The organism is Psychrobacillus antarcticus, assembly GCF_029533155.1.
Lineage (GTDB): Bacteria > Bacillota > Bacilli > Bacillales_A > Planococcaceae > Psychrobacillus > Psychrobacillus antarcticus.
The window spans coordinates 69,826-95,011 of the sequence record NZ_JAIZDB010000001.1 but is presented as its reverse complement, the minus strand read 5'-3'; the positions used below and the strand labels follow the sequence as shown (position 1 = coordinate 95,011).

25 protein-coding genes and 1 riboswitch are annotated in these 25,186 nt (G+C 37.3%); of the genes, 18 read left to right on the top strand and 7 right to left on the bottom strand.

Going from position 1 to position 25,186, the window contains the following annotated elements; all coding sequences use genetic code 11:
- Positions 1 to 37: 37 nt before the first annotated feature.
- From LDK52_RS00535 to LDK52_RS00525, 3 genes are read right to left on the bottom strand one after another with little or no spacing between them, the layout of a single operon-like run.
- Entirely contained in the window at positions 38 to 1,210 is a 1,173-nt protein-coding gene (locus LDK52_RS00535; RefSeq protein WP_277583999.1) for an alanyl-tRNA editing protein, read from the bottom strand.
- Complete coding sequence (locus LDK52_RS00530; protein WP_407081772.1) at positions 1,203 to 2,939, bottom strand: SulP family inorganic anion transporter; 1,737 nt, start codon at positions 2,937 to 2,939, stop codon at positions 1,203 to 1,205. Before LDK52_RS00530 ends, LDK52_RS00535 begins: the two co-directional genes overlap by 8 nt.
- Positions 2,940 to 2,958: 19 nt before the next feature.
- On the bottom strand, positions 2,959 to 3,288 hold the full coding sequence (locus LDK52_RS00525) for an ArsR/SmtB family transcription factor (protein WP_277583998.1): 330 nt from the start codon (positions 3,286 to 3,288) through the stop codon (positions 2,959 to 2,961).
- Between the two features lie 148 nt (positions 3,289 to 3,436).
- Between LDK52_RS00525 and LDK52_RS00520 the strand changes: the two genes are divergently transcribed.
- Both LDK52_RS00520 and LDK52_RS00515 read left to right on the top strand, forming a co-directional pair.
- Positions 3,437 to 3,880 (top strand): ASCH domain-containing protein, encoded by a 444-nt coding sequence (locus LDK52_RS00520; RefSeq protein ID WP_277583997.1) that lies wholly within the window; start codon positions 3,437 to 3,439, stop codon positions 3,878 to 3,880.
- Between the two features lie 13 nt (positions 3,881 to 3,893).
- Positions 3,894 to 4,547 carry a glyoxalase gene (locus LDK52_RS00515; RefSeq protein ID WP_277583996.1) on the top strand — a complete coding sequence of 218 codons (654 nt, stop codon included), beginning with the start codon at positions 3,894 to 3,896 and terminating at the stop codon, positions 4,545 to 4,547.
- A gap of 121 nt (positions 4,548 to 4,668) precedes the next feature.
- Here LDK52_RS00515 and LDK52_RS00510 read toward each other — a convergent pair whose 3' ends face one another.
- The gene (locus tag LDK52_RS00510; RefSeq protein ID WP_277583995.1) at positions 4,669 to 5,493 is read right to left on the bottom strand and encodes an STAS domain-containing protein; all 825 of its coding nucleotides are present in this window, start codon (positions 5,491 to 5,493) and stop codon (positions 4,669 to 4,671) included.
- Positions 5,494 to 5,630: 137 nt separating this feature from the next.
- Between LDK52_RS00510 and LDK52_RS00505 the strand changes: the two genes are divergently transcribed.
- The 5 genes from LDK52_RS00505 to LDK52_RS00485 all read left to right on the top strand — a co-directional run bounded on the left by LDK52_RS00505 (position 5,631) and on the right by LDK52_RS00485 (position 11,882).
- Positions 5,631 to 8,264 (top strand): cation-translocating P-type ATPase, encoded by a 2,634-nt coding sequence (locus LDK52_RS00505; RefSeq protein WP_277583994.1) that lies wholly within the window; start codon positions 5,631 to 5,633, stop codon positions 8,262 to 8,264.
- Positions 8,265 to 8,783, top strand: a complete 519-nt coding sequence (locus LDK52_RS00500) for a DUF4825 domain-containing protein (protein WP_277583993.1) — start codon at positions 8,265 to 8,267, stop codon at positions 8,781 to 8,783.
- A 6-nt stretch (positions 8,784 to 8,789) separates the two neighbouring features.
- Positions 8,790 to 9,800 carry a serine hydrolase domain-containing protein gene (locus LDK52_RS00495; protein ID WP_407081771.1) on the top strand — a complete coding sequence of 337 codons (1,011 nt, stop codon included), beginning with the start codon at positions 8,790 to 8,792 and terminating at the stop codon, positions 9,798 to 9,800.
- Positions 9,801 to 9,897: 97 nt separating this feature from the next.
- Entirely contained in the window at positions 9,898 to 10,191 is a 294-nt protein-coding gene (locus tag LDK52_RS00490) for a DUF6509 family protein (protein WP_277583991.1), read from the top strand.
- Positions 10,192 to 10,340: 149 nt separating this feature from the next.
- Positions 10,341 to 11,882 carry a Mur ligase family protein gene (locus tag LDK52_RS00485; protein ID WP_277583990.1) on the top strand — a complete coding sequence of 514 codons (1,542 nt, stop codon included), beginning with the start codon at positions 10,341 to 10,343 and terminating at the stop codon, positions 11,880 to 11,882.
- A gap of 81 nt (positions 11,883 to 11,963) precedes the next feature.
- On the opposite strand, the gene rluF is transcribed toward LDK52_RS00485, so the two are convergent.
- Positions 11,964 to 12,668: a 23S rRNA pseudouridine(2604) synthase RluF gene (gene rluF, locus LDK52_RS00480; protein ID WP_277583989.1), complete on the bottom strand. Its 705-nt coding sequence runs from the start codon at positions 12,666 to 12,668 to the stop codon at positions 11,964 to 11,966.
- A gap of 91 nt (positions 12,669 to 12,759) precedes the next feature.
- On the opposite strand from rluF, the gene LDK52_RS00475 reads away from it, so the two are divergent.
- From LDK52_RS00475 to LDK52_RS00460, 4 genes are all read left to right on the top strand, one after another.
- A complete protein-coding gene (locus tag LDK52_RS00475) occupies positions 12,760 to 13,725 on the top strand; it encodes a DUF4003 family protein (RefSeq protein ID WP_277583988.1) in 966 nt (321 codons plus the stop codon).
- Between the two features lie 50 nt (positions 13,726 to 13,775).
- Positions 13,776 to 14,249, top strand: a complete 474-nt coding sequence (locus tag LDK52_RS00470; RefSeq protein ID WP_277583987.1) for an acyl-CoA thioesterase — start codon at positions 13,776 to 13,778, stop codon at positions 14,247 to 14,249.
- A 19-nt stretch (positions 14,250 to 14,268) separates the two neighbouring features.
- Positions 14,269 to 14,646, top strand: coding sequence for a hypothetical protein (locus LDK52_RS00465; protein WP_277583986.1), 378 nt, complete (start codon positions 14,269 to 14,271; stop codon positions 14,644 to 14,646).
- 102 nt (positions 14,647 to 14,748) lie between these two features.
- Positions 14,749 to 15,555 carry a hypothetical protein gene (locus LDK52_RS00460; protein ID WP_277583985.1) on the top strand — a complete coding sequence of 269 codons (807 nt, stop codon included), beginning with the start codon at positions 14,749 to 14,751 and terminating at the stop codon, positions 15,553 to 15,555.
- 36 nt (positions 15,556 to 15,591) lie between these two features.
- On the opposite strand, the gene corA is transcribed toward LDK52_RS00460, so the two are convergent.
- Entirely contained in the window at positions 15,592 to 16,554 is a 963-nt protein-coding gene (corA, locus tag LDK52_RS00455) for a magnesium/cobalt transporter CorA (protein WP_277583984.1), read from the bottom strand.
- A 203-nt stretch (positions 16,555 to 16,757) separates the two neighbouring features.
- A riboswitch (SAM riboswitch) is annotated at positions 16,758 to 16,856 on the top strand.
- 94 nt (positions 16,857 to 16,950) lie between these two features.
- Here corA and LDK52_RS00450 point away from each other — a divergent pair.
- Positions 16,951 to 17,688 carry a cyclase family protein gene (locus LDK52_RS00450; protein WP_277583983.1) on the top strand — a complete coding sequence of 246 codons (738 nt, stop codon included), beginning with the start codon at positions 16,951 to 16,953 and terminating at the stop codon, positions 17,686 to 17,688.
- A gap of 16 nt (positions 17,689 to 17,704) precedes the next feature.
- Positions 17,705 to 18,805, top strand: coding sequence for a 5-methyltetrahydropteroyltriglutamate--homocysteine S-methyltransferase (locus LDK52_RS00445; protein WP_277583982.1), 1,101 nt, complete (start codon positions 17,705 to 17,707; stop codon positions 18,803 to 18,805).
- Between the two features lie 167 nt (positions 18,806 to 18,972).
- Here LDK52_RS00445 and LDK52_RS00440 read toward each other — a convergent pair whose 3' ends face one another.
- On the bottom strand, positions 18,973 to 20,460 hold the full coding sequence (locus tag LDK52_RS00440; protein ID WP_277583981.1) for a BCCT family transporter: 1,488 nt from the start codon (positions 20,458 to 20,460) through the stop codon (positions 18,973 to 18,975).
- 246 nt (positions 20,461 to 20,706) lie between these two features.
- On the opposite strand from LDK52_RS00440, the gene LDK52_RS00435 reads away from it, so the two are divergent.
- From LDK52_RS00435 to LDK52_RS00415, 5 genes are all read left to right on the top strand, one after another.
- Positions 20,707 to 21,075: a hypothetical protein gene (locus LDK52_RS00435; RefSeq protein WP_277583980.1), complete on the top strand. Its 369-nt coding sequence runs from the start codon at positions 20,707 to 20,709 to the stop codon at positions 21,073 to 21,075.
- A gap of 232 nt (positions 21,076 to 21,307) precedes the next feature.
- Positions 21,308 to 22,132 (top strand): M55 family metallopeptidase, encoded by an 825-nt coding sequence (locus tag LDK52_RS00430; protein ID WP_277583979.1) that lies wholly within the window; start codon positions 21,308 to 21,310, stop codon positions 22,130 to 22,132.
- An 11-nt stretch (positions 22,133 to 22,143) separates the two neighbouring features.
- Positions 22,144 to 23,079 (top strand): ABC transporter permease, encoded by a 936-nt coding sequence (locus LDK52_RS00425; RefSeq protein WP_277583978.1) that lies wholly within the window; start codon positions 22,144 to 22,146, stop codon positions 23,077 to 23,079.
- Positions 23,079 to 24,026, top strand: coding sequence for an ABC transporter permease (locus LDK52_RS00420; protein WP_277583977.1), 948 nt, complete (start codon positions 23,079 to 23,081; stop codon positions 24,024 to 24,026). The genes LDK52_RS00425 and LDK52_RS00420 overlap by 1 nt, the downstream gene beginning before the upstream one ends.
- Before the next feature lie 95 nt (positions 24,027 to 24,121).
- Positions 24,122 to 25,156 carry an ABC transporter ATP-binding protein gene (locus tag LDK52_RS00415; protein ID WP_277584097.1) on the top strand — a complete coding sequence of 345 codons (1,035 nt, stop codon included), beginning with the start codon at positions 24,122 to 24,124 and terminating at the stop codon, positions 25,154 to 25,156.
- The last annotated feature ends 30 nt before the right edge of the window (positions 25,157 to 25,186 follow it).

Genomic DNA, 25,186 nt, shown 5'->3' with positions numbered 1-25,186 from the left:
CTTAGTATATGTCAGGAGGATATTTGTGGAACGGTGCTTACTGAATATAGGATATTGCCTTTTCGAGTAATTGCTCACTTGTTAAATTTTTCTCTCCACCGCCTTGAGCCATACGCTCATTGCCACCGCCTTTACCGTTGATATAAAGCAGGACATGTTCTATTAGCTCTTTCATACTTTGCTCTACTTCGTCTCCTTTCGCAGCGACTATTTGTAACTTGTCCTGATTGTTGGAGACAAAGACACATATTGATTTTGGCGTTTGTTGGATTACTAATTTAGCTAGTTTTTGAAGCTCTTGCATGGATTTATGTTCAAATGTACTAGTGATCTTCGTTCCAATGGCATTCTTTATTAACTCTTGTGCTTTGTTTTCTAGTAGGGAATTTGATAAGTCTGCTATTTGTTTTTCTAAGGATTTATTTTGTACTAAAATATTTTTCGTTGCATCCACTATTTTGTTTTCAGGGGTGCTTAATGTGCTGACTAAATTTACTAGTACTTGGTGCTTCCTATGTAAATGTGTGAGGATTCTTTCTCCACAAATGAACTCTACTCGCACAAGTTTTTTTTGTTTTTCTGTTTGAAGAATTTTAATGGCTCTTACTTGTCCGGTAGATGCAGGATGAGTTCCGCCACATGCATTGTAATCGAAGTCAGGAATAATAACGAGTCTAATATTTTCTTTTAAAGATGTCGCTTTTCGGAGATTATAATTGGGTAATTCCTCTTCCGTTACCCACTTTGTTTCAATTGGACGATTCTCCAAAATAATTTCGTTTGCAAGCTGCTCAACTTCAGCTAATTGCATTTCAGACACATCGGAAATATGTAAGTCTATCGTGACAGTATCTGTTCCTAAATGAAAGCTAATCGTTTGTAGCCCAAATAATTGTTCAAAGGCTGCAGATAGAATATGCTGACCTGCATGCTGCTGCATATGATCGAAACGACGTTTCCAGTCAATCTGTCCAGTTACATCTGTCGTGTTTTCAGGTAAAGGTTTAGTAAGGAAATGTCTTATTTCTCCTTCTACTACTTCTACATTTGTCACTTCAAAACCATTTAAAAAACCAAGGTCATGTGGCTGACCACCTCCAGTAGGGTAGAAGGCAGTCTCGGAAAGTACAACATAATCATGTTGTTGTTCTATTACTTTGGCTTGAAAGGATTGGATGTTGGGATTTTCATAATAGAGTTTGTTAGTCATGCAAATGAGCTCCTTTAGGATTTGAAAGTTTTGAGCATTCTTTAAAGGCAAAATGCGTACAACCGATACAGGAATCATGATTAATGAGATTTAGTGCAAAGTCGATTGCTTCACCAGTTCTTGAGAAAAAGTGGTGCTCACCTATAAAGTCATAAATATCCGTCTTTTGGAAAGAATTTAGTAAGCTTGGTGAAGCCTCAGATACTAAAATAATTCCATTTTTGCTTTGGAAGTGTTTCATCACACTAAGTAAATTTTCCTCCGCAGTTGTATCGATAAAAGGAACATCTCCCATTCGAAGAATTAGTACAGTAGCATCGGAATGAATGGTTTCCATGATACGAGTTTCAAACAACTCGGCAGTCCCAAAAAATAGTGGGCCATTGATCGTAAACATATCAATTTGCGGGCAATCATGCCCCGTGTGAACAACGCCTTGGTGGACAGTTTGTCTTGGGCTAGAATGGTCAGGTAAAACCTTCGTCACAATTTCTGTATTAACCATTCTTTGTAAGAATAGAATAATAGATAATGCTAAACCAACGACAACAGCTGTGGTGATACTCGTAAATACAGTAAACACAAAGGTTAGTAATAAAACAAGAGATTCACCGTTTTTGATCTTTAAGATTTTATAAAAGGGTTTTCGTTCACTCATATTGAACGCAACCATCATCAGTACGGGTGCCATACTCGCAAGTGGAATTTGAGAAGCAAACGGTGCAAACAGGACGAGTGTAAGCAAGACGAAAAGCCCGTGAATAACTCCTGACGTTCTAGAAGTCGCACCGGATTGAATATTTGTAGCAGTTCGAGCAATTGCTCCTGTAGCCGGTATCCCGCCAAACAAAGGCGTTATGATATTAGCAAGCCCTTGACCTATCAATTCCTTATTACTATTATGTTTTGTGCCTGTCATCGAATCTGCAACAACTGCGGATAGTAATGATTCAATTCCCCCTAAAATAGCAATGGCAAATGCGGGAGCAATGAGCCGTTCCACACGTTCCCAAGTTATATCTGGAAATTGTAGTACGGGAAGGGAGCTAGTAATTCCGCCATATGCAGAGCCGATAGTTGCAACTTCTCCATGAAAAAAGAGACTTGCTGCGATAGTAGAGACAATTAGACCAATAATCGGTCCTGGAACTTTTGGCAATACTTTGGGAGTCCCAATTATAAAGAACAAACAAATAATGCCCACAATCAAGCTGTAAATATTGAATGTATTTATGTGAATACCAATCTCCGACATATTATCTATAAAACGCTCGTGTTTTTCAATATTTGTTAGGCCGAGTAAATTGGAGATTTGACCGGTAAATATTATAACTGCTATCCCAGAAGTAAAACCTATTGTAACAGGTCGAGGGATAAACTTAATGAGCGTACCGATTTTAAATAACCCCATTACTACTAACATGATTCCTGCAAGCAAGCCTGCTAATAATAAATCCTCGTAGCCATAGGCAATCACAATTCCTAATAGAATAGGCACAAAAGCTCCTGTAGGACCGCCTATTTGGAACTTAGATCCTCCAAAAATCGATATGATGATTCCTGCGATAATCGTCGTATAAATACCATATTCCGGTTTTACTCCTGAAGCAATTGCAAAAGCCATTGCTAATGGAATAGCAATGACCCCGACGATTAATCCAGAAAGTAAATCCTTTTGAAAATGCTGCATAGAATAATTTAATCTATTCCCTTTAAATAGAAATTTCACTGAAATCCCTTCTTCTTCCTTATTTTTGTCCTTCTAATTCCTCGTACATCGAAATTGTATCGATAAGATGATTATTAAAAAGATCACGGGCTACTTTTAATAATTCGATAATAGCTGGATCTCTCAGAGAATATAAAACTTTTTTTCCGTCTTTTCGACCAACGACAATATTTTTACCTCTAAGTACACTTAATTGTTGGGAAACGGTAGATCCCTCACTACTGAGGATCTGTTGGATATCATTGACACTTATCTCGCCCTCTGCGAGTACTTCCAATATTCGAATACGTAGTGGATGCGCTAAAGCTTTAAAAAAATCTGCTTTAAATTGCTGTAAATCATTCGACATGACTATCACTCCATTTTATACATATTCAAATATCTGAATATGTTAGTATGTGTAGTATAAGAATAAATCCACTTAATTGCAATAGTAATTAAAGGAATTGTCTAATATACTGAATTTAACGAAAAACAAAATGAATGAGGTTTTACAGATGAATGAATTAGCACAAAAGTATTGGGATACTTATTGGGAAGGAAAAGAAAAACCACTCTCAGTTACATCATGGCAGTTCGGTGGGATTCCCGACGAACTGGCTCAACTAGTTGTAAATGGGGTAAAATCTGCTACTTGCTCTTTGCATCTACTGTATGAATTAGAGAATGAGCAACTTCCAAAGACAGATGATTATAGTATTGTACTGAATAGTAAGGATGAACCGGTTTGTATAATTCGAACCTCTGATGTGAAAATAATGCCGATGAACGAAGTCGCACCGGAGTTTGCTTATGCAGAAGGCGAAGGAGATGGCACCTACGAACATTGGCGCAAGGTCCATATCGAATTTTTCACAAACGAGTTAAAAGGAACGGGTAGAGAGTTTTCACAAGAGATGCTACTAGTTTGTGAGCGTTTTGAACTGATAGACGAAAAGTAATGGAGGAGAGAATATGTTTAAGAGAGTAACTCTATATACAAATCAATTAAAACAATTGCAGGGCTTCTATGGAAATGTTTTAGAAATTCCTATTGATGAATCTACAGATGAATATTTTCAACTAACTATTGGAACTTCAACGCTTATTTTTCGACTTTCCGAATTACAGACTTCCTACCACTTTGCCATTAATATACCAGGCAATCAATTTACACTTGCTAAGCATTGGGCAAAAGAAAGAGTGTTATTAAATAGAGAAAACTCTTTAGATGAAACCTATTACGCTAGGTTTGAAGCAGATGCGATTTATTTTGAAGATCCAGCAGGTAATGTGATTGAACTAATTGCGAGACGAAACGTAGATAAATGGAGTGACTTCAGTATCGAGTCATTATTAAACCTAAGTGAGGTAAGTATTACTACCCCATTTGTAGAAGAAGCAGGAGAGAAGCTAAAAGAAATTGGTATTCCAGTTTACGGCCATGTCCAAATTGAACCGGAAGAATTAAACTTTCTAGGAAAAAAAGATACATTTATTTTATTAGTTCCTCCAAATAGACAATGGTATTTTTCTAGAAGAATGAGTGAGACTTCTCCATTAGAAATAGTGTTGGAAGATGGAAAAGAAATTCTAGTAAATAGAGAAGGTAAAATAGCGATTCAATAAAAGAAAGCGACAAATTATATCCACAGTGGAATAATAGTCGCTTTTTAGAGTTATCCACATGTGAGTAACTCTCTGAAAGTATTTTTGAAAGAGTTACAATTGTGGGTATCTTGTGGGTAACTTAAGAATTAGCTTTAAGTGCGTGCATTAATGTGGAATACGATTGCATACCGGAAAAGTTAATACCTAACGAAATCGCCGTTTGAGCAAGTTCAGGTCGAATGCCTGAGAAAATGGCATTTACACCAATAAGCTTTAGGGCAGCATGCAGCTGATGAAGTTTTTGGGCAACCGTAGTATCTAGTACTGGTACTGCGGAAAGATCAATAAAAATAGTAGTCAGCTTTTTAGCAGAACTCTGCTCTAACGTAGATTCTAAAATAGTTGTAGCACGTTCTGTATCAATATTTCCAACTAAAGGTAGTACTCCTATTCCTTCTTTAATAGGGATAACTGGACTACTTAACTCTGTGATAAGGGCTTGTTGGGTAGCAAGCAGTTTTAGGGTATACTCATGATGATATTTTCCGAAATTTTCTATGATGTAGTCAAATGCAGTATTCATTAGATTTGACCATTCAGCTACATTTTCCCCTGTAACAACCGTGGTAGACTGCTGGATGAATTTTTGAACAAAAATCCAATAGGCTATCCGGACATTGCGGAAACTGCGAATGCTTTCATACAAAGGATATTTTTCTTTTGCTCGTTTTTCTGCCACTTCTGCGGATTGAGTGTTGATATATTCTACATATTCAAATGAATCCTGGATATATACAGAAGAAATAGCCTCTATAAGAGCTCCATTTTCTTTCCTTAAATATGTATGATCTTGTAATACAGTATAAGTTGGATCATCTTTTGATTGTTGAGCTAACCATGCATCTGTTATTGCCGATTTATTCGATATAATAAAATCATATAATTCTTTGTTTAGATGACTCATTTTGTCTATCTCCTTCAATCGTTCTATTATTATTATTGTAAGGGTATAGGACAAATTATTCCAATTAAGTGGAATAATAGCTTATAAGATTACCATGAAAAATTGAAAATCGTTGTAGGAAAGTGAAGGTGAAATAGTTGAGTTGGTATAAAAAATCTCCAGAAGAAGTGTTAACAGACCTTCATCTTAAAAGTGATAAAGGAATTACGGAGCAGGAAGCACAAAAGCGATTGGAACAATACGGTCCTAATAGATTGGCTACTAATCGCAAGAAAACCTGGGTAGAGAGAATATTTGCTCAGCTTAACAATGTGCTCATTTATGTATTAATAATTGCGGCTGTGGTTTCGGCTTTTGTCGGAGAGATTGCGGATGCAATTATTATCGGACTAGTTGTCATAATTAACGCAGTTGTAGGAGTTATTCAAGAGTCCAAAGCAGAAGATGCACTTGAGGCTCTTAAAAATATGGCCACCCCTAAAGCGATTGTGCAAAGAGATGGAGAAATGAAAGAAATTGACTCAGCGGAAGTGGTGCCGGGAGACTTTATTGTGGTAAGCGCAGGCTCTTATATTCCATGTGATATACGGCTAATTGAATCTGCCAATCTGAAGGTCGAAGAAGCAGCACTTACCGGAGAGTCAGTTCCGGTCGATAAAGATGCATTTGCTCTTTTAGAAAAGGACAATCAGGATATTCCCCTTGGGGATCAGAAAAACATGTTATTTATGTCAACACTTGTAACGGTCGGACGAGGTACAGGAATAGCTGTAGCTACAGGAATGGATACGCAGATTGGTAAAATTGCTGGCATGTTAAATATGACAGTCGATGAGCAAACGCCACTACAAAAAAGCCTAGCGCAGGTCGGGAAATATCTAGGAATAGCAGCTTTGGTCATTTCACTTGTCATGTTTTTAATAGGAGTTTTACAAGGTCGAGATTTCCTGGAGATGTTCATGATTGCTATAAGCCTGGCGGTTGCTGCTATTCCGGAAGGGATGCCAGCTATAGTATCCATTGTTCTTGCTATCGGTGTTCAGAGAATGATTAAACAGCATGTCATTATTCGAAAACTACCAGCTGTTGAAGCATTAGGTTCGGTAAACGTTATTTGTTCCGATAAAACGGGAACACTCACACAAAACAAAATGACGGTAACAAAATTTTATGCCGATGGACAAATACAGGATATAACAGATTTTCAGTTAGAAAACGATATACATAATCGAATGATGAAAATTTTTGTATTGTGCAATGATGCAACGTATACAAAAGATGCGCAAACTGGTGATCCCACTGAAATAGCATTAGTGGCTGCAGGAGCTCATAATCGATTAAATAAAAGCGAATTAGAGAAAGAGTATCAACGCCTTCAAGAGATTCCGTTCGATTCGGACCGGAAATTAATGACCACAGTGCATATACACAAAAATGTATATTATCGCATGACAAAGGGCGCAATAGATCGATTACTAAATCGCTGTAACCGTATCATGACTAAAGAAGGCATAATTCCATTAACAGAGAAAATACAAACTGAAATCATGGACGCTTCTCATACTATGTCGCAATCAGCTCTTCGTGTATTAGCTGCTGCCTACCAAGTGGAGGGTCATGAAGGAGTAGAGGGAGCAGAGGAAGATTTAATATTTGTGGGGTTTGTTGGGATGATGGACCCACCAAGATTAGAAGTGAAGGAATCTATTGAGGTATGTAAAACAGCTGGTATTCGAACTGTAATGATAACAGGAGATCATAGAGATACAGCCTTTGCCATTGCTCATGAGTTAGGTATTGCAGCGCAAGAGTCGGAAGTTATGGAAGGCATAGAGCTGGATAGCTTAACGGACGAAGATATAAAAAATGCATGTAATGTGACTAACGTTTTTGCGCGAGTTTCTCCTGAACATAAGGTGAAAATCGTTCAAGCCTTAAAGGCTGTTGGTCATACTGTTTCGATGACAGGAGATGGTGTCAATGATGCACCATCACTGAAAGAAGCTGATATTGGAGTTGCAATGGGAATTACAGGAACCGATGTAGCAAAAGGTGCATCAGACATGGTATTGACCGATGATAACTTTGCCTCTATTGTAAAAGCAGTTGAGGAAGGCCGAAATATATATAAAAATATAAAAAAATCGGTTATCTTTTTGATTTCCTGTAATTTAGGTGAAATTATTGCACTATTTTTTGCGATTGCCGCTGGATGGCCCACTCCACTCCGTTCCATCCATATTCTTTGGGTGAACTTAGTAACGGATACATTTCCTGCATTGGCTCTTGGTGTAGATCCAGAGGAACCGGGTGTGATGAAAGAGAAGCCAAGAGGAAAAAAAGAGGGACTTTTTCATGGAATGCTACCATTCTTATTGTTGAACGGATTGTTAATCGGTGTAATTACACTTGCCGCTTTTGTCATAGGTTTAAATGGCGAAACATCGGATGTTCCAGAGAATGTATTAATGCATGCACAGACAATGGCATTTATTACACTTAGTTTTTCTCAGTTAATCCATTCGTTTAATTTTAGATCGATGAACCAATCAGTATTTAAGGTAGGTATATTCAAAAATAAATTTTTGTTAGCTTCTACGCTGGTTGGGATTATTATACAAGTATTAATAGTTTCCATTGGACCAATAGCCAAAATGTTTAGCGTTCAATCGTTAGGTTCTACGGATTGGATTATTGTAGCGGGACTTAGCTTATTGCCGTTAATCATTAATGAGTTGGTTAAGTTGTTTAAAGGGTCAGGGGGTAAGTAATTGCAAAAGACAATCGGTTTAGTAGTTGGCATCGCTTTTGTATTATTACTAGGAGTAGTTTCTGTGCTTAGTAATAATCAGAAACAAGTAGAGCAAGAAGATATGGAACAACTTTCTGTCGAGACTCACAACTTTAAAAAAGTACTAGCCTACGAAAATGAGTATATGGGCAATAACTCTAATATCACAAATCTATTTAATAATCTTCCTCTTTCCAATTATAGAGATTTAGTAGAATTGGAACCAGACTCACACACAGTCGTTGTCAATTACAATGCGAGTGGTGATGAAAAAACGGTTATATATAATGCGACAGCAGCTTTTGTTTTGATAAAAAATTTAGAACTAGTCGATATGCGTTTTTCGGACCAATCCTATGTAATAACGAGAGAGAATGTGGAGCAATGGTTTGGTGATGATTTTGAAAAATTAATAGACCCAGTGTTATTTAAGCAAAAACTTCAAAATCCGCTAATGGACAGCACAGTGACCGATTGGATTGATCAATATACAAAATAGGGGTGTATGGTTATGGATAATTTAACGAATCAATTAAAAAAGATTCAAACAGAAAATCAATTTTCAGGATCTATTTTTTTGAAACAAGATGAATCGGCGCATCTTCAGGCTAGTTTTGGATACGCTAATCGTGTAGACTCTATATTGAATGAAAAGCAAACTCGCTTTGGGATTGCTTCGGGGTGTAAATTATTTACTGCGGTTGCGATTGCGCAGCTTGTAGAAGCAGGGAATTTGAGTTTTGATACCCTTTTACGAGACGTATTAGACATTTCTTTTCCAGATTTCCATGAAGGTGTAACAGTTCATCATCTATTAACACATACTTCGGGTATTCCAGATTATTTTGATGAGGAAATAATGGATGACTTTGAAGAGTTATGGATAAAGACTCCGATGTACCATATCCGCCGACTGCATGATTTTTTACCTTTATTTCAAAAGGAGCAGCAAAAATTTAAACCCGGTGAGAAGTTTTATTATAATAATGCGGGATACATAGTTCTAGGTTTGATTGTAGAAAAAGTGAGTGGAATGGTATTCATAGACTATGTTCAACAGAATATTATGGACAAAGCAGGGATGAGAAACTCCGGTTATTTTGCATTAGATGCATTACCTACTAAAACAGCAATTGGTTATATAGATCATGAAGACGGTACATGGAAAACAAATATGTATTCACTTCCCGTACAGGGAGGATCAGATGGTGGAGCATTTGTCACTGCCGAGGATATGGTGTTGTTTTGGGAAGCATTTATACAAGATAAATTATTGAACGATAAAACAATACTATTGACTCCACAAGTTCATGAGGAAAATGATAGTTATTATGGGTATGGAATTTGGATAGAGAAACAAGAAAACGAAATCTATAAATATCATGTCATGGGATATGATCCTGGAGTGAGTTTTCACTCAGCCTATTATCCGCATAAGAATGTTATCGTAGCTGTATGCTCAAACAAATCTAAAGGAGCATATGCAATGATGCTAGAATTGGAAAAATCGTACTAAACAAATTTCAAAGTTATATAGCATATTGTATTAATAATGTGGAAAATGGATTATTATCTAGAAAAAATGATAAACTGTATATACGGAGGTGGACTTTTTGAAAATAACATCCTACGAGGTTGATAAGTTAAACGATCCAACAGGAATTATAACAGGCGATCGCTATGAATTTTTACTTGGTATGGAAGTACCTGAAGATGATGAACTTTTTGATGAAAATAACTCATTAGATTTACGTGTGCTTCTAGTAATAGAAGAAGCAGAAGCACGCATTGTACAATACCATTTCTTAAACCGAAGCAACGGAAAAGTATTAGATTTCGGTTTAGAAGAGGATGAAGAAGCTATTATTCTTGCTTTTTGTAAAGAACATTATAACAAAACCGTCTAGATAAAAACCAAGAAGACAAGCGCTTCTTGGTTTTTGTTTTTTAAAGAAGAATTCTGCTACTTAACAACAAAACACCGTATAAGAGTTTAATTCTTATCGTAATTGAGGTAAACTGATGGAGAAGATTTACTATAAAAGGTGGCCTTTTGATGGAAATTATAAATTTAATGAAGCATATACCTGTTTTAGAAACTAAAAATGCTGGACCAATAGATGTAACGGGACTTGCTTATAATTCACGCAAAGTGGAAAAAGGGCAGGTGTTCGTGTGTATAAAAGGATTTAAAACGGATGGACACCAATATGCAGGACAAGCTGTTGAGAATGGTGCAGTTGCTTTAGTGGTAGAAGACTTCATCGATCAAATTGAAGTACCACAATATAAAGTAGAGAATGGACGCGTGGCGCTTGCTACACTTGCCGACGCTTTCTATAATCATCCTACTCAGAAGTTGAAAACGATTGGGATCACCGCGACAAACGGAAAGACATCTACTTCGTTTATGACCAATGCCATTTTAGAAAACCATGGCTTGAAAACGGGGCTTATGGGAACTGTTGTTGTGAAGATTGGTGATTATGCAGAGCCTTCTGAACTAACAACACCTGAATCTCTAGATTTACAACGATTTTATGCGCAAATGGTGGATGAAAAGGTAAGCCATGCAACGATGGAAGTATCCTCTTCCGCTTTGGAATTAAATCGTATAGGTTGCGTAGACTTTGATATCGTCACACTAAATAATATTAGTCGTGAGCATATTGACTTGCATTCCTCTTTTGAAAACTATTTTCATCATAAATCTAGTTTAATTCGTAATGCTAGTGCTGATAAAGTTGCCATTTTAAACTTAGATGATTCATATTCAGCCTCCCTTGTGAATAAAACAAAAGCAAAGGTTATCACCATTGGCGTGGAAGAGCAATCGGCAGATGTTATTTGTACAAATTTAGACTTATCAACTGGTCGAGCAAAATTCACAGTGGAAATTCAACAAGATTTAGTGACACAGGATCTTGTTATCCCCCAGCAAAAGTTTACAGTTGAACTTTCTACTCCTGGTTTCCACTCTGTATATAACTCAATGGTCAGTATTGTCATTGGACTGTTATGTGAAATACCAGTAACTACTATCCAAAAGAGTTTGGCAGAGTTTGTAGGGGTAGAACGTCGTTTTGAAATTATTTTTGAAGATGATTTTAAAATTATTGATGACCACTTTGCAAATAGCGGGAATATAGACATTACGCTAGGTACTTTGGAAAAGATGGACTATAAACGCATCAAGCTTGTTTATGCTATTCGTGGAGATCGTGGTGTAACAGTGAACAGAGAAAATGCAGAAACAATTGCTAAATGGGCACCAAAGCTTGGTATACATGAAGTAATTGCTACATTAAGTCGTTCCCATGTGACTCAAAAAGATGTTGTTTCGAAGAGTGAGCTTGCAGTGTTCATGGAAGTTATGGAAGAGGCAGGTATCGAAGTTCAACTTTACGAGGAGTTACCGGAAGCGATAAAACGCAGTTTACATGATGTTGTAAATGGGGATTTACTGTTACTAGCTGGGTGCCAAGGAATGGATTATGGCGCAAAACTTGCACTAGAGCAATTAGAAGTTATTCGTCCGAATGTCGATAAAAAGAAATTATTCCAACCACTCGAAAAACGAGTAGCTGGAAACACATAATATATGAAAAAAGCAGTTCCATTATGAATGGAACTGCTTTTTTCAAAGTATAGAAATTTACCGTATTCTTCTGATGTACTATTACCGTTTGGGTGAATAGTTAAGCGTACGAAATAGTTCTGCTTTTTCAGTAGGTATAAGTTCTCTCCATTCCCCTATAGGAAGACCTTCAATAGATATGTTCATGATTCGTATTCGTTGTAGTCTTTTCACTGAAAAATCTAATGCTGAACACATTCTACGGATTTGACGATTTAAGCCTTGTGTTAAGACAATGTTGAACGTTTTTGGTCCAATCTTTTTTACTTTACATGGCAAAGTTGTTGTACCAAGTATGTTTACCCCAGCAGCCATCTTTTCTATAAATGTATCGGTGATTTTCTCGTTGACTGTCACTATATATTCTTTATCGTGGCTATTTTCTGCACGAAGAATTTCATTTACAATATCGCCGTCATTTGTCAGAAGTATTAAACCATCGGAATCTTTATCTAAACGACCAATATGGAAAATACGTAGTGGATGGTTAACAAAATCAACGATATTACCTTTTACATGAGTTTCTGTAGTACTAGTAATACCTACAGGTTTATTTAATACTAGATAAACGAGTGGCTGTTCAACGACAATTTGCTGACCGTCTACGTGAACATCGTCCCCAGCTTCTACTTTACTACCGAGTTCTGCCTTTTTTCCGTTAATCATTACTCTACCATCCGTAATCCATTTGTCGGCACCGCGTCTAGAAATGATCCCTGCTTCACTTAGAAATTTATTAATCCGCATATAGACACCTACTTTTCTTGTTGCATTAATTATACCAAAAGTTGAAACTAATTTAGAGTAATACCGTATAAAATAGAAAGGAGTGATTTACATGGTCGTTGAACAAAAATTAGAACAAACATTTAATGCACTGAAAAAAACAGTAGGTTGGACGGTTGATAAACGCATAACATTATCTCTTGCAGGGTATTATGTAACGTTGGAGAAGGAATTCGATGAAACTCGATATCAAGAAATCGCTACCCATTTGAAAAAAAGAGCAGGAATCTTTTCTGCTTTACGCTCCCATTTACACCCTCTTTTTGTTGCAACTTTAGATGTTTCCGGAGTAGACTCAGAACAAGCAGTAAATCTGTTAATGGAAAAAGCTGATGCTTTAAAACAGTTTGGTTTTAAAATGAATAGCTATACGTATTTAGCAGCACTTATGATGTCGGATCAAAAAGATCAATGGCCATTTGAAATGAAAATGGCACATAAATTGATGGATGATATGAAGGGACATCATCGCTTTTTAACTTCTACGGATGATTATCCATATGCCATGTTTCTCGGCAAAATGGAAGGCGATACAGCTGTTCGAGCTGAAACGATGAATCGCTATTACAAAGAATTAAAGCAACATAAATTTTACACAGGAAATGAACTACAGTGGATGTCGCAAGTTCTTACGTATTCTAACCCAGTATATGAAGAAAATATGGTGAGTAGAGCAGTAATTATTCGTAATGGATTAAAAAGCGTTAAAATAAAAACATCTCAAGCACAATACCCGATTATAGGATTTATGGCAGCATTAAAATTAGAAGAAGAACAATTAAACGAGGTTGTAGCATCCTATGAATCCATTGCTAATATGAAATTATTTTCATGGTATAAAGACTCAGCCCTCCCAATTGCTTTTGGATTGTCTTTAAGATCCTCAAAGGAAGCCTATGCAACTGCCGCAATTTCCATGGCCACTTCCCTAGAGCTTATATTACAAGCACAACAAGCGATTATGATTTCGACTATCGCAGCGACTAGTGTAGCATCAGCAAATTCTGGCTCTAATTAATGAACATGTTATACTAAACATAGATTATCTATATAAGAGGAGTTAGAGTAATGAACACCAATCCAATGAATCAATCCAGGACAATTCAAACGCATTTAATTTTGCCTCCTGATACAAATCACCACGAAACAATCTTTGGTGGGAGAGTGCTTGCGTTTATCGATGAAATTGCAGCTATTTCCTCCATGAAGCATGCACAAGGTGCCGTAGTAACAGCTTCTATAGATTCTGTAGACTTTCTTTCATCTGCAAAAGTAGGAGACGTACTGGAGCTAGAGGCAGTTGTTTCATCTACAGGCCGTTCTTCCATGGAAGTTTATGTTCAGGTAACATCCATGAACCTTATTACAGGGGAAGAAAAACTTACAACGGAGTCATATGTCACGATGGTCGCAGTCGATGGAAATGGGAAATCTGTACCTGTTCCAGGAATACATCCGGAAACGGAAGATGAAAAACGTCTATTTGAAACAGGGCCAGCTAGGCGCGCACATCGAAAGCAACGCTTAGAAATGAAGTACTAATAGAGTAGGAAGTGGCTAAGTGCTAAAACAAATTGATGATCTATACAAATATTTGATGATTATGTTGCTCGTCATATATTTAATCAATTCTATTTATCTTCAAGAAATCACCATCACTTTCACAGCAATTGTGCTCGTGATTCTCTTGGAATTCATTAAGCATCGTCACCAGATAAACCAACTAACCTATTCGCAGCTATCTATTATTGGTATCGTTTTACTAGCAGGTATTGCAGGTATCATTTATCTATTAGTTACGATCCAAATATTCATAGAGCCTATAGGTCTACCAGAAAAAATGGAAAGTGTCCTGTTCTTTGTATGTATCGTACTAGGTATATATATATTGTGGTATTTTATCGGCAAGCTATTTGGAAGAGCTTTAGAGAAACAATGAAAACCTGTACAGACTCTAGATTGTCTTTACAGGTTTTTCTGTTCAGAATTTTGGTGAAACCATTTATCAAACTCTTCGTATAGACTATTAGAGGTGAAAAATGTGAAGCATATTTACGAAAAGACAGCTAAATATACAAAATATGGATCTTTATTCTTAGTAGGTATATACATAGTTTTACTTATAGTTTTTAGAGATCTTATGTGGAACGACTATGAAAACCATATTGCTGTTGGTCTTACGTTTTTTATTTTATATTGTTCTTCCTTTTTCTTTCAACAAGTAGCGAAAAAATTACCGGACGAGCAGCAAGTAGATAGTAACTATTATTCAGCAGATTTTCCGGTTCAAGAACTTAATTTTCAACGAGATGTCTCGCTAATCCCTCTTACCTATTTAGTATCCGGTACAGGTGAACGTTTATATAAAGTCACTCCTACTGACGAACAGCCTTTTCGAATGAAACTAACCACACTAAGTATTTTCAAAATGGGAATGTTCTTTCCAATTACTTATCAATTAAAAACAATGGACGAGAAGGTAGTTTCTACATTCACCATTCAAAATAAGCTCAAATTTATGCAAATTAAAGTGTTTGAGCATAATCATACTCATGTATCTACTATTGTGATGTCGACGATATCGATTAAGAATAGAGCGATTATATTTGATGCAAATAACGAAAAGTTACTTCAAATGGAAGCGAAAAGTATGTATGGAGATATTGACGTCAAGGATATAGATGGCCATCTATTAGCAGCGTATCGTTTTGGCATATTTCCATACGCTACGCATCCCGTCTTTGAAGTGCAGGCGATGAACGTCCATGTCTCACTTGCACATAATTTAACGCACACAGAAAGACTTACTTTTACAGCACTGTTTTACTATTGGACAGCCAATCAATAAAAACGAGCAAATTCTATGTGAATTTGCTCGTTTTTATTAATTTTTAAACAGATTAAACCATCCTTTATATTTGAACCAACCAAGCATGGAAAACGCAATGAGAACCATAGCACCGAGTACCACAAAATAACTATATTTCCACTCAAGCTCGGGCATATTTGCAAAGTTCATCCCATATACGCCAACGATGAATGTCAAAGGGATGAAAATAGTCGAAACAATCGTTAAAATCATCATAATTCGGTTCATCCTACTAGAGTTTATGGACATATGACTATCTCGGATATCAGCGGTAAGCTCCCGATTAGATTCAATCATTTCCGTCAATCGTATTAAATGATCGTAAATGTCTGCAAAGTAAGTGTGCTCTTTTTGTTGTAAATTTACTCGTTCTGAATTCAAAATGCGATAAAGCAAATCTCTCATAGGAATAACTGTACGTCTTAAACGTAACAAATCTCCTCGAAGATCAAACACTGAATCCAAAGAAAAATGGCGCATATCATAAGTGAGCTTGTCCTCTACAGCATTTAAATAGCCCTCAATTTTGAAGATAATTGGAAAATAGGCATCCACCACTTTATCGATAATATGATAGGTTGCATGAATAGCACCTCTACTCCAACCTTGGGAATTTTGTCTAATATGTTCTCTTGCCTGCTCCATTTCATGCATTGGATGAAAATGAAATGATACTACATAATCCTGACCAACAAATATGTCTACCTCTTCTGCCTCTAGTGTTTCTTCGTTAAACGAATGTAAAACAAAGAAGTTATATCCATCATAATAGTCCACCTTAGGGCGCTGGAGTCTTTGTAGGCAGTCTTCGATAGCGAGTGGGTGAAAATGAAAAAAAGAACTAAGTAAAAGTTCTTCATCTTTGGTTGGTTCGGTGATATCAATCCAGTACCATTCAAACTTTTTTTGCTTTATATCCTCTAAAGGAAAGTCGCTGACTATTTTATGATCGGTTGTTATGCCAATTGTTTGAATCACAGGAATCCCACACTTTCATCACAATCTCTTTTCTTATTATCTCATAGTCTTACTCTAAAAATGTAACTAAAATACAGGAAGTGAGGAAAAGAAAAGTTATGAGCAACAAGATTTCAAAAAAATATATTCTAAATAAACGCAATATTGTAGTTGACTTATATAATTTCTATTTGTATACTAGGTATTAATCAAATAAAACAACTTTCTTATCAAGAGAGGTAGAGGGACTGGCCCTATGATACCTCAGCAACAGGCAATTTTGCACTGTGCTAATTCCAGAAGCGTGAGCTTGAAGATAAGAAGAGTATAATCACTGGTGCCGTGTAAACCTCTTCTTGTTTCTAAGAAGGGGTTTTATTTTGGTTTTAACTATAAAAATAGGAGGAGAAATCAAATATGTCATCAGAATTATTAAAAGCTTTCAACATAATAAAAGAAAAGCAGTGGGTAGATTTAACACACACTTTTGGAGCTAATTCACCACATTTTTCAGCTTTTAAAGCAGCTGAAATAGAAACGTTGTTTAATCATGACGATGGATTCTTTGCACAAAGCTTTCAATTTGCAGGACAATACGGAACGCATATAGATGCACCTATACATTTTGTGAGAGATACGCGTTACTTAGAAGAACTAGAATTGAAAGAACTCGCATTACCATTAGTTGTCATTGATCGGTCAAAGGAAGCGGCGGAAGATAACGATTTTACCTTATCGGTGGAGGACATTTTCACATTTGAAAAAGCACATGGAAAAATCGAAGAAGGCTCATTTGTCGCACTTCGAACCGATTGGAGTAAACGTTGGCCTGACGAAAAAGCATTTAACAATAAAGATGCAGATGGTAATAATCACGCACCAGGTTGGGGATTAGAAGCTTTAAAGTTTTTATTTCAAGAAAGAAAGGTTAAAGCTATAGGACATGAAACATTTGACACTGATTCAAGTGTTGATTATCTAAAAAATGGTGCATTACACGGGGAGTATTATGTGCTTGAACAAGATACTTATCAAATAGAATTATTAACAAACTTAGATAAGCTCCCTCCAAAAGGAGCCATTATATTCAACATTGTTCCGAAGCCAGAAAAAGCCTCTGGATTCCCTGTTCGATCATTTGCGATTTTACCATAAAAAGGAGAGAGATAAATTGACAGTTAAAACAGCTATTCAAGCACCATTCAGAGCGGACCATGTAGGAAGTTTGTTAAGACCTGAAAGTTTACTAACGGCAAGAAAAGAGTATAAGGCAGGAACAATCACAAGAGAACAATTAAAGGCAGTAGAAACAAAAGAAATAAATAGAATTGTTGATAAGCAAATTGAGGTGGGTCTAGAGCTTGTGACAGATGGAGAATTTCGTCGTGACTGGTGGCATTTGGACTTCTTAGAACATCTAAATGGTTTTGAAGGATATGTACCGGAAAAAGGATATAAATTTGAAGGAATAGAAACAGACAAATATGAAGTTCGCAATATCGGCAAGATCTCTTTCAACCCAGACCATCCATTTATCCAAGATTTTATTGATTTCAATGAGATTGTAGCAGGTCGTGCAGTTGCTAAACAAACGATTCCAAGTCCTAACCAATTGTTCCATTCTGGAATCCGAGATGAACATATCTATCCAGATGTAGAAGACTTTGCAAAAGACGTAATTGCGGCTTATCAAAAAACCATTCAAGCGTTTTATGAAGCTGGAGTGAGATATTTACAAATTGATGATGTCTATATTGCAGGTCTGTCTTCCCCAGATATTCCGTATAAGGAAGGGGAGAGAGAAGACTTAATCGATCTTGCTCTACGTGTCATAAATGGGATTTTGGAAAACAAACCAGAAGATTTAGTAATCACAACGCATCTTTGCCGTGGAAATTATCAATCTACGTGGGCTTTCGGCGGAAGTTATGCTTTAATAGCACCAACTTTGTTTGCAAAAGGAAAAGTGGATGGGTTCTTCTTGGAGTATGACGACGACCGCTCAGGCGATTTTCAGCCACTTGCTCATATTCCAAACGGAGGAGCAAAAGTGGTGTTAGGTATTTTCACCTCTAAAAAAGGTGAGTTAGAAAACAAAGAAAACATTCTTGCTCGTATTGAGGAAGCAACTCAATACGTTCCGCTTGAGCAATTGAGCATCAGCCCACAATGCGGCTTTGCTTCTACACATCATGGTAATAAGCTTACCGAAGAACAGCAATGGGAAAAACTAAAATACATCGTTGATATCTCTAAAGAAGTTTGGGGTTAATCTGTGTAACATCTCGACTACTTTCCATACTCATTTGTAGAAGGCTGTAGACGAGTAAAATATAACTTACTTTCCCGCATCTCATTTGATAGCGGGAAAAAAGTATTTAATTGCAAAGATAAATAATAAATGAAATGCCAAGGGAATAAAATCCCTTGGCATTTTATTTATTTTTTCATTATTTTAGCTTCTGCTTTTAATGCCTTCATAAGAGAAATAATCATAAGCAGCATGACAAATGAAAATGGTATGGAGGCAATAATTATTGTATTTTGCAATGCGGTTAATCCATTAACGGACAACAAAATAATAGCGATAACAGATAATGTGATTCCCCAAGCGAGCTTCACTCTGTTCGGCGGTGTCAATGACCCATGTGTCGACTGCATACCGAGAACGAAAGTGGCAGAATCTGCTGAAGTAATGAAAAAGCAAGCAATCAATATGACAGCAAAAAAAGAAATAAATGTGGAAAAAGGCATCAAGTTGAACATTTCAAAAATAGTCAATTCAGTAGAGGCTTGTGCTAAGTCTGCAACACCTCTCTTTTGAAAATCGATTGCTGTCGTACCAAAAGCTGAAAACCAAAAAGCTCCTAGTATAGTAGGAGCTACTAGAACACCGGTAACAAACTCGCGAATGGTGCGCCCTTTAGAAACTCTAGCGATAAACATACTTACAAATGGTGCCCAAGAAATCCACCATGCCCAATAGAAGATAGTCCAACTGTTTAGCCATTCTCGGTTTTGGTCATTTAATGGAGATGTACGGAAACTCATTTCTACAATATTTCCTAAATAGCCACCAAAAGAGTCGGTTAACATTTCGAAAATAAGTAAGGTAGGTCCAAAAATAATGACAAAACCAAGTAAAGCAAGAGCTAATATCAAATTTATATTGGATAAATATTTAATCCCTTTACTTAATCCAGACCAAGCGGATGCTACGAATAGGACAGTGACAACTGCTATAATGATGATTTGAGACGTAATCCCAATTGTAAAGCCGAATAGGTAATTTAATCCTGCGTTAATTTGAACAGCACCAAAGCCGAGAGAAGTAGCAATCCCAAATGCTGTTGCAAAGACAGCGAGTACATCCACGAGAGTGCCCCATGGACCTTCCATCTTATTTCCGAAAATAGGCTTCAATGTGGAGGAGATTAAGCCTGGTTCTCCCTTACGGAACTGGAAGAATGCAAGGGATAAAGCAACAACCCCATACATAGCCCAAACATGGAATCCCCAGTGAAAGAAAGTTTGACGGAGGGATTCTTTAAAAGCTGCATCGGTATTTGGCTCTGCTGTCGCAGGTTGGATAGCATAATGTGATAAAGGTTCAGCTGCTCCATAGAACACAAGGCCGATTCCCATACCAGCAGAAAATAGCATAGAAATCCAAGTAACAGTTGAAAATTGTGGACGATCTGTATCTTTTCCAAGGCGGATTTTTCCGTATGGGCTAAAGATGAAGAAGATGCTTAACGCTAACATAAACGACATAAGTAGCATGTAGTACCAACCAAATGACGAAGCAACAAAAGTCTTAATAGTAGTGGTAATGGCTTCAAAACTAGCGGGTTCTAATGCTCCGTATCCGACAGCTAAAACTATTAAAATCATTGTAATATAAAATACCTTTGATAATTTTTTCATGTTTCCCCCTAAATAATAGAAGTTAAACCAGTAGCTATACTAATAAAATGAATACGAACCAATCAATACACTTGTATATAGTTCCCTTAAAAAAAGTATTTCCATTTTCCACGATATTGAAACTTCTTCTTCCCCAATAAAGCCCCAAAAGCTATTTTTATTTTCATCCAATGGAGATGTTTGTCTAGTTTGCCTCATGTACTCTTGCATTTACTAATAGTAGTGCAAGAAGGAGGTGAATTAACCATGAATCAACATCGACAACCCTGCTCCTGTAAATCCTGTCACCAAACGCCGTGGCATCAACCAGCTGCGCAACCAGTTGTTTGTCCCCCGCAATACCGAGTGCGTGATTCTTTCTTACCAAGAATGCAACCAGTTATCCATCCAATTGTAAATGTGAATAGAGAACACATCGTAAACGTCCCTCAGCACTTTTACACTGTGACTAATGAAAATATAATGGCACCTGGAAGTCAACAAGCATTTCCTATGCAACCAGGAATGCAACCAGGCCAGTTTCCACAACAGCCTTACGGACAACAATTCGGACAACAGCAATTCGGACAGCAACCATGGGGACAACAACAGTTCTTTCCAGGTCAGAATAGGTAATTCATCAATTTTGTAGTTTTTCTGTGTTATGTAGAAAACACGAGCAAATGCCTTTCGTTTCTGAGTGCATTTGCTTTTTAATTTAGTTTTAAGTTTTATTCTAGCTAATTCTCCTGTAAGAAGAAATCAATTTATTTAGATATATTGTAATCTTCTGTATATTCTGATAGAGTTTATTAATATTTCGGTTTTTAAAAGATAAGAGAATAGTAGAAGGACATGGGGGAATATTATGAAGCTGTTTTTATCGGTCGATATGGAAGGGGTTACAGGTTTACCAGACTACACTTTTGTAGAGTCTGATCAGCATAATTACGAACGGGCGAGACGTATAATGACCCAAGAGGCAAATGCCATCGTAGAAGGTGCTTTATCAAAAGGTGTAAAAGAAGTATTAGTCAATGACAGTCATTCTAAGATGAATAATCTCCTTGTAGAAGAATTACATCCAGATGCTACCCTAATCACAGGGGATTTTAAGCCATATTCAATGGTTCATGCACTAGATGAAACGTATTTAGGAGCAGTGTTTGCTGGTTATCATTCCCGTGCTGGACAACCGGGTGTAATGAGTCACTCGATGATTTTTGGTGTTCGAAATATGTACATAAATGATGTAGTAATTGGAGAACTTGGATTAAATGCCTATGTGGCAGGACATTATGGTGTGCCTGTAATTATGGTGGCAGGTGACGACGGTGCGTGTAGGGAAGCGCAGGCCCTTCTACCAGGCGTGGTGACTGCCGTGGTAAAAGAGTCTATTTCTCGTTCAGCTGTAAAGACGTTACATCCTTTAAAATCACAGGCTTTACTTAGAGAAAAAGTAGTGGAGGCTATAGAAAAAAGAGATCAAATAATGCCTCTTACCCCACCGGAAAAACCTGTTTTGCGAATTGAGTTTGTTAACTATGGTCAAGCGGAATGGGCGGCTTTAATGCCAGGTTGTGAAATTATAGAAGGAACTACAACCGTTAAATTTGAAGCAAAAGATATATTAGAGGCATATCGAGCAATGCTCGTTATGGTGGAATTAGCGTTACAGGCTAAATTCTGTTAGGGGGCTTTTGAATGGGGAAATATATTGTTAAGCGTTTTATCATGATGATTGCAACGATTCTAATCATTGCCTCATTAACTTTTGTATTGATGCACTTAATACCAGGATCTCCATTTGATGGAGAACGAACGACCAATCCTACTATTCAAGCAAACTTAGAAAAGTTTTATAAATTAGACCAACCTCTTCATATTCAATATTTAAGTTATTTAAAATCTATTGTCACATTTGACTTTGGACCATCTATTAAGAAGCCAAATGAATCCGTAAATGAATTGTTGGCACGTGGTTTCCCTATTTCCTTTGAGCTTGGGATGGCTACTATTTTAGTAGCTTTGCTATCAGGAATCATACTAGGTACGATTGCTTCACTTCGACATAATGGTCTGGTAGATTATTTTGCTATGACATTTGCCGTTGTTGGTATATCTGTTCCTAACTTCGTACTGGCAACCTTACTTATTCAACAACTTGCTGTGAAATGGGACTTGCTACCGGCGGCAACCTGGTCTAGTCCATTACATATGATATTGCCTATAATAGCTCTTGCAACTGGACCTACTGCTATCATTGCTCGTTTAACTAGATCTAGCATGTTAGAGGTGTTAACACAGGATTATATTAAAATGGCTCGAGCAAAAGGATTATCTCCAGCAAGGATAATTGTCCGCCATGCATTAAGAAATGCACTTATGCCAGTAGTGACAATTCTGGGAACAATGCTAGCTGGAATACTAACTGGAACATTTGTAATCGAGCGTATTTTCGCTATTCCAGGAATGGGGAAATATTTCGTGGAAAGTATTAATAATAGAGATTACCCAGTTATTATGGGGACAACAGTCTTTTATAGTGCATTTTTGGTGTTTATGCTTTTCATTGTAGATATCGCCTATGGCTTACTGGACCCACGTATAAAATTACACCGTAAAGAGGGGGATGCCTAATGACAAATTCACAAGAAGTAGCGTCCCCGCAGCATGTAAAAGATGAGTGGTTTAGACCTCTTCCGAAAGGACATGTAAATGCAGAATCCGTTGTAAGACCTTCTTTGTCTTACTGGAAAGACGCTTGGCGTCGATTACGAAAAAATAAATTGGCAATGGGCGGATTAATCTTTCTTGTTTTGTTGATGCTTTTCGCTATTTTTGGGCCTATTTTTTCTCCGTATTCGGTGATAGCTACTGATTATCCCAACCAAAATCAATCTCCATCTGCCGCTCATTGGTTTGGGACCGATGAAGCAGGAAGAGATGTATTTACTAGAACCTGGTATGGTGCCCGTATTTCCATATTTGTTGGAGTAATGGCTGCGCTTATTGATTTCTTCATTGGCATTATTTACGGTGGTATTAGTGGTTATAAAGGTGGCCGTACGGATTCCATCATGATGCGTATAGTAGAAGTACTTTATGGATTACCCCATTTGTTAGTTGTTATTTTATTAATGGTTATCATGGGAGCAAGCTTAACGACCATTATAGTAGCTCTTACAGTTACTGGATGGGTTGGAATGGCCCGTATTGTTCGGGGGCAAGTATTACAAATAAAAAACTATGAGTTCGTCACAGCTTCCAAATCTTTTGGTGCTAAGAGCTCTAGAATTATCCGAAAAAATTTATTACCAAATACAATGGGTCCTATTATAGTTCAGATGACGCTTACAGTACCTAGTGCTATTTTTGCAGAGGCGTTTCTAAGTTTTCTAGGTTTAGGGATAGCGGCACCATTTGCGAGCTGGGGTGTAATGGCAAATGATGCGCTACCTGTAATTTTATCCGGTCATTGGTGGCGTTTATTCTTCCCTGCATTGTTTATTTCTTTAACAATGTTTGCGTTTAATGTGCTAGGGGATGGACTGCAGGATGCATTGGATCCGAAGCTTAGGAGGTAGATTGGATGAACAAACATCAGTTAGATCATGCAAAGGAACAAATAAAAGAGCGAATGGATGAAGTAGATAAGTCTCTTCCGGTAGGTACTTCTGTGATGCAAAAAAACAGAAAGAAAACCAAGAAGGTTAGGTCAGATATTAAAGTACTTCAGGTAAATAATCTTCAAGTTTCATTTCGAACGTATGGTGGAGAGGTTGAAGCAGTTAGAGGTGTTAGTTTCAATCTACATCAAGGGGAGACACTTGCGATAGTAGGAGAATCTGGATGTGGAAAAAGCGTAACTTCTAATGCCATTATGGGCTTAATACCACAGCCAGCTGGAATTATTAAGAATGGCAGCGTTCTCTTTAAAGGGAAAGAGTTGACGAGTATGTCGAAGTCGCAATTGCGGAAAATTCAAGGGGTCGACATATCAATGATTTTCCAAGATCCTATGACAGCCCTAAACCCAACGCTCACGATTGGGGAGCAGTTAACCGAAGGACTACGAACACATAAAAGAGTAAGTAAACAGGAGGCGAAGCAAAAAGCGATAGAGATGTTGGAACTAGTAGGAATACCCAATCCTACAGAGCGTTTAAAGCAATTTCCACACCAATTTTCTGGAGGCATGCGTCAACGAATTGTGATTGCTATTGCACTTATTTGTGAACCTGAGCTATTAATTGCGGATGAACCAACAACGGCTCTGGATGTAACGATCCAAGCGCAAATTTTAGAGCTATTTGAGGAGATTCAGCAGAAAACGAATATATCCATTATATTAATTACGCATGATTTAGGGGTCGTCGCAAAAATAGCTGATCGAATAGCTGTCATGTATGCAGGGAAAATAGTAGAAATCGGAGATAAGCGTGCAATATTTTACACGCCAGAGCATCCGTATACAAAAGGACTGTTAAATTCAGTTCCTCGTCTAGATTTGGTTGGGGAAGAGTTACAACCAATTGAAGGTACCCCACCCGATCTGTTTTCTCCTCCGAAAGGATGTCCTTTCACAGCGAGATGTCCGTATGCGATGGAAGTATGCGAACATGTATATCCTTTTACGAAAGCAATATCTGAATCCCATGCGGTTGATTGTTGGCTTCAAGACGAACGTGCAAAAGCATTACAAGAGTTATCTTGAATAGGATGAGCGCGCGTAAGTGCATTCACA

Excerpts from the sequence above, each read along its gene's own strand:
- LDK52_RS00535 (WP_277583999.1), bottom strand. The coding sequence starts at position 1,210 with ATGACTAACAAACTCTATTATGAAAATCCCAACATCCAATCCTTTCAA.
- LDK52_RS00525 (WP_277583998.1), bottom strand. The coding sequence starts at position 3,288 with ATGTCGAATGATTTACAGCAATTTAAAGCAGATTTTTTTAAAGCTTTA.
- LDK52_RS00520 (WP_277583997.1), top strand. The coding sequence starts at position 3,437 with ATGAATGAATTAGCACAAAAGTATTGGGATACTTATTGGGAAGGAAAA.
- LDK52_RS00515 (WP_277583996.1), top strand. The coding sequence starts at position 3,894 with ATGTTTAAGAGAGTAACTCTATATACAAATCAATTAAAACAATTGCAG.
- LDK52_RS00510 (WP_277583995.1), bottom strand. The coding sequence starts at position 5,493 with ATGAGTCATCTAAACAAAGAATTATATGATTTTATTATATCGAATAAA.
- LDK52_RS00495 (WP_407081771.1), top strand. The coding sequence starts at position 8,790 with ATGGTTATGGATAATTTAACGAATCAATTAAAAAAGATTCAAACAGAA.
- LDK52_RS00485 (WP_277583990.1), top strand. The coding sequence starts at position 10,341 with ATGGAAATTATAAATTTAATGAAGCATATACCTGTTTTAGAAACTAAA.
- rluF (WP_277583989.1), bottom strand. The coding sequence starts at position 12,668 with ATGCGGATTAATAAATTTCTAAGTGAAGCAGGGATCATTTCTAGACGC.
- LDK52_RS00475 (WP_277583988.1), top strand. The coding sequence starts at position 12,760 with ATGGTCGTTGAACAAAAATTAGAACAAACATTTAATGCACTGAAAAAA.
- LDK52_RS00470 (WP_277583987.1), top strand. The coding sequence starts at position 13,776 with ATGAACACCAATCCAATGAATCAATCCAGGACAATTCAAACGCATTTA.
- LDK52_RS00450 (WP_277583983.1), top strand. The coding sequence starts at position 16,951 with ATGTCATCAGAATTATTAAAAGCTTTCAACATAATAAAAGAAAAGCAG.
- LDK52_RS00440 (WP_277583981.1), bottom strand. The coding sequence starts at position 20,460 with ATGAAAAAATTATCAAAGGTATTTTATATTACAATGATTTTAATAGTT.
- LDK52_RS00435 (WP_277583980.1), top strand. The coding sequence starts at position 20,707 with ATGAATCAACATCGACAACCCTGCTCCTGTAAATCCTGTCACCAAACG.
- LDK52_RS00430 (WP_277583979.1), top strand. The coding sequence starts at position 21,308 with ATGAAGCTGTTTTTATCGGTCGATATGGAAGGGGTTACAGGTTTACCA.
- LDK52_RS00425 (WP_277583978.1), top strand. The coding sequence starts at position 22,144 with ATGGGGAAATATATTGTTAAGCGTTTTATCATGATGATTGCAACGATT.
- LDK52_RS00420 (WP_277583977.1), top strand. The coding sequence starts at position 23,079 with ATGACAAATTCACAAGAAGTAGCGTCCCCGCAGCATGTAAAAGATGAG.
- LDK52_RS00415 (WP_277584097.1), top strand. The coding sequence starts at position 24,122 with ATGCAAAAAAACAGAAAGAAAACCAAGAAGGTTAGGTCAGATATTAAA.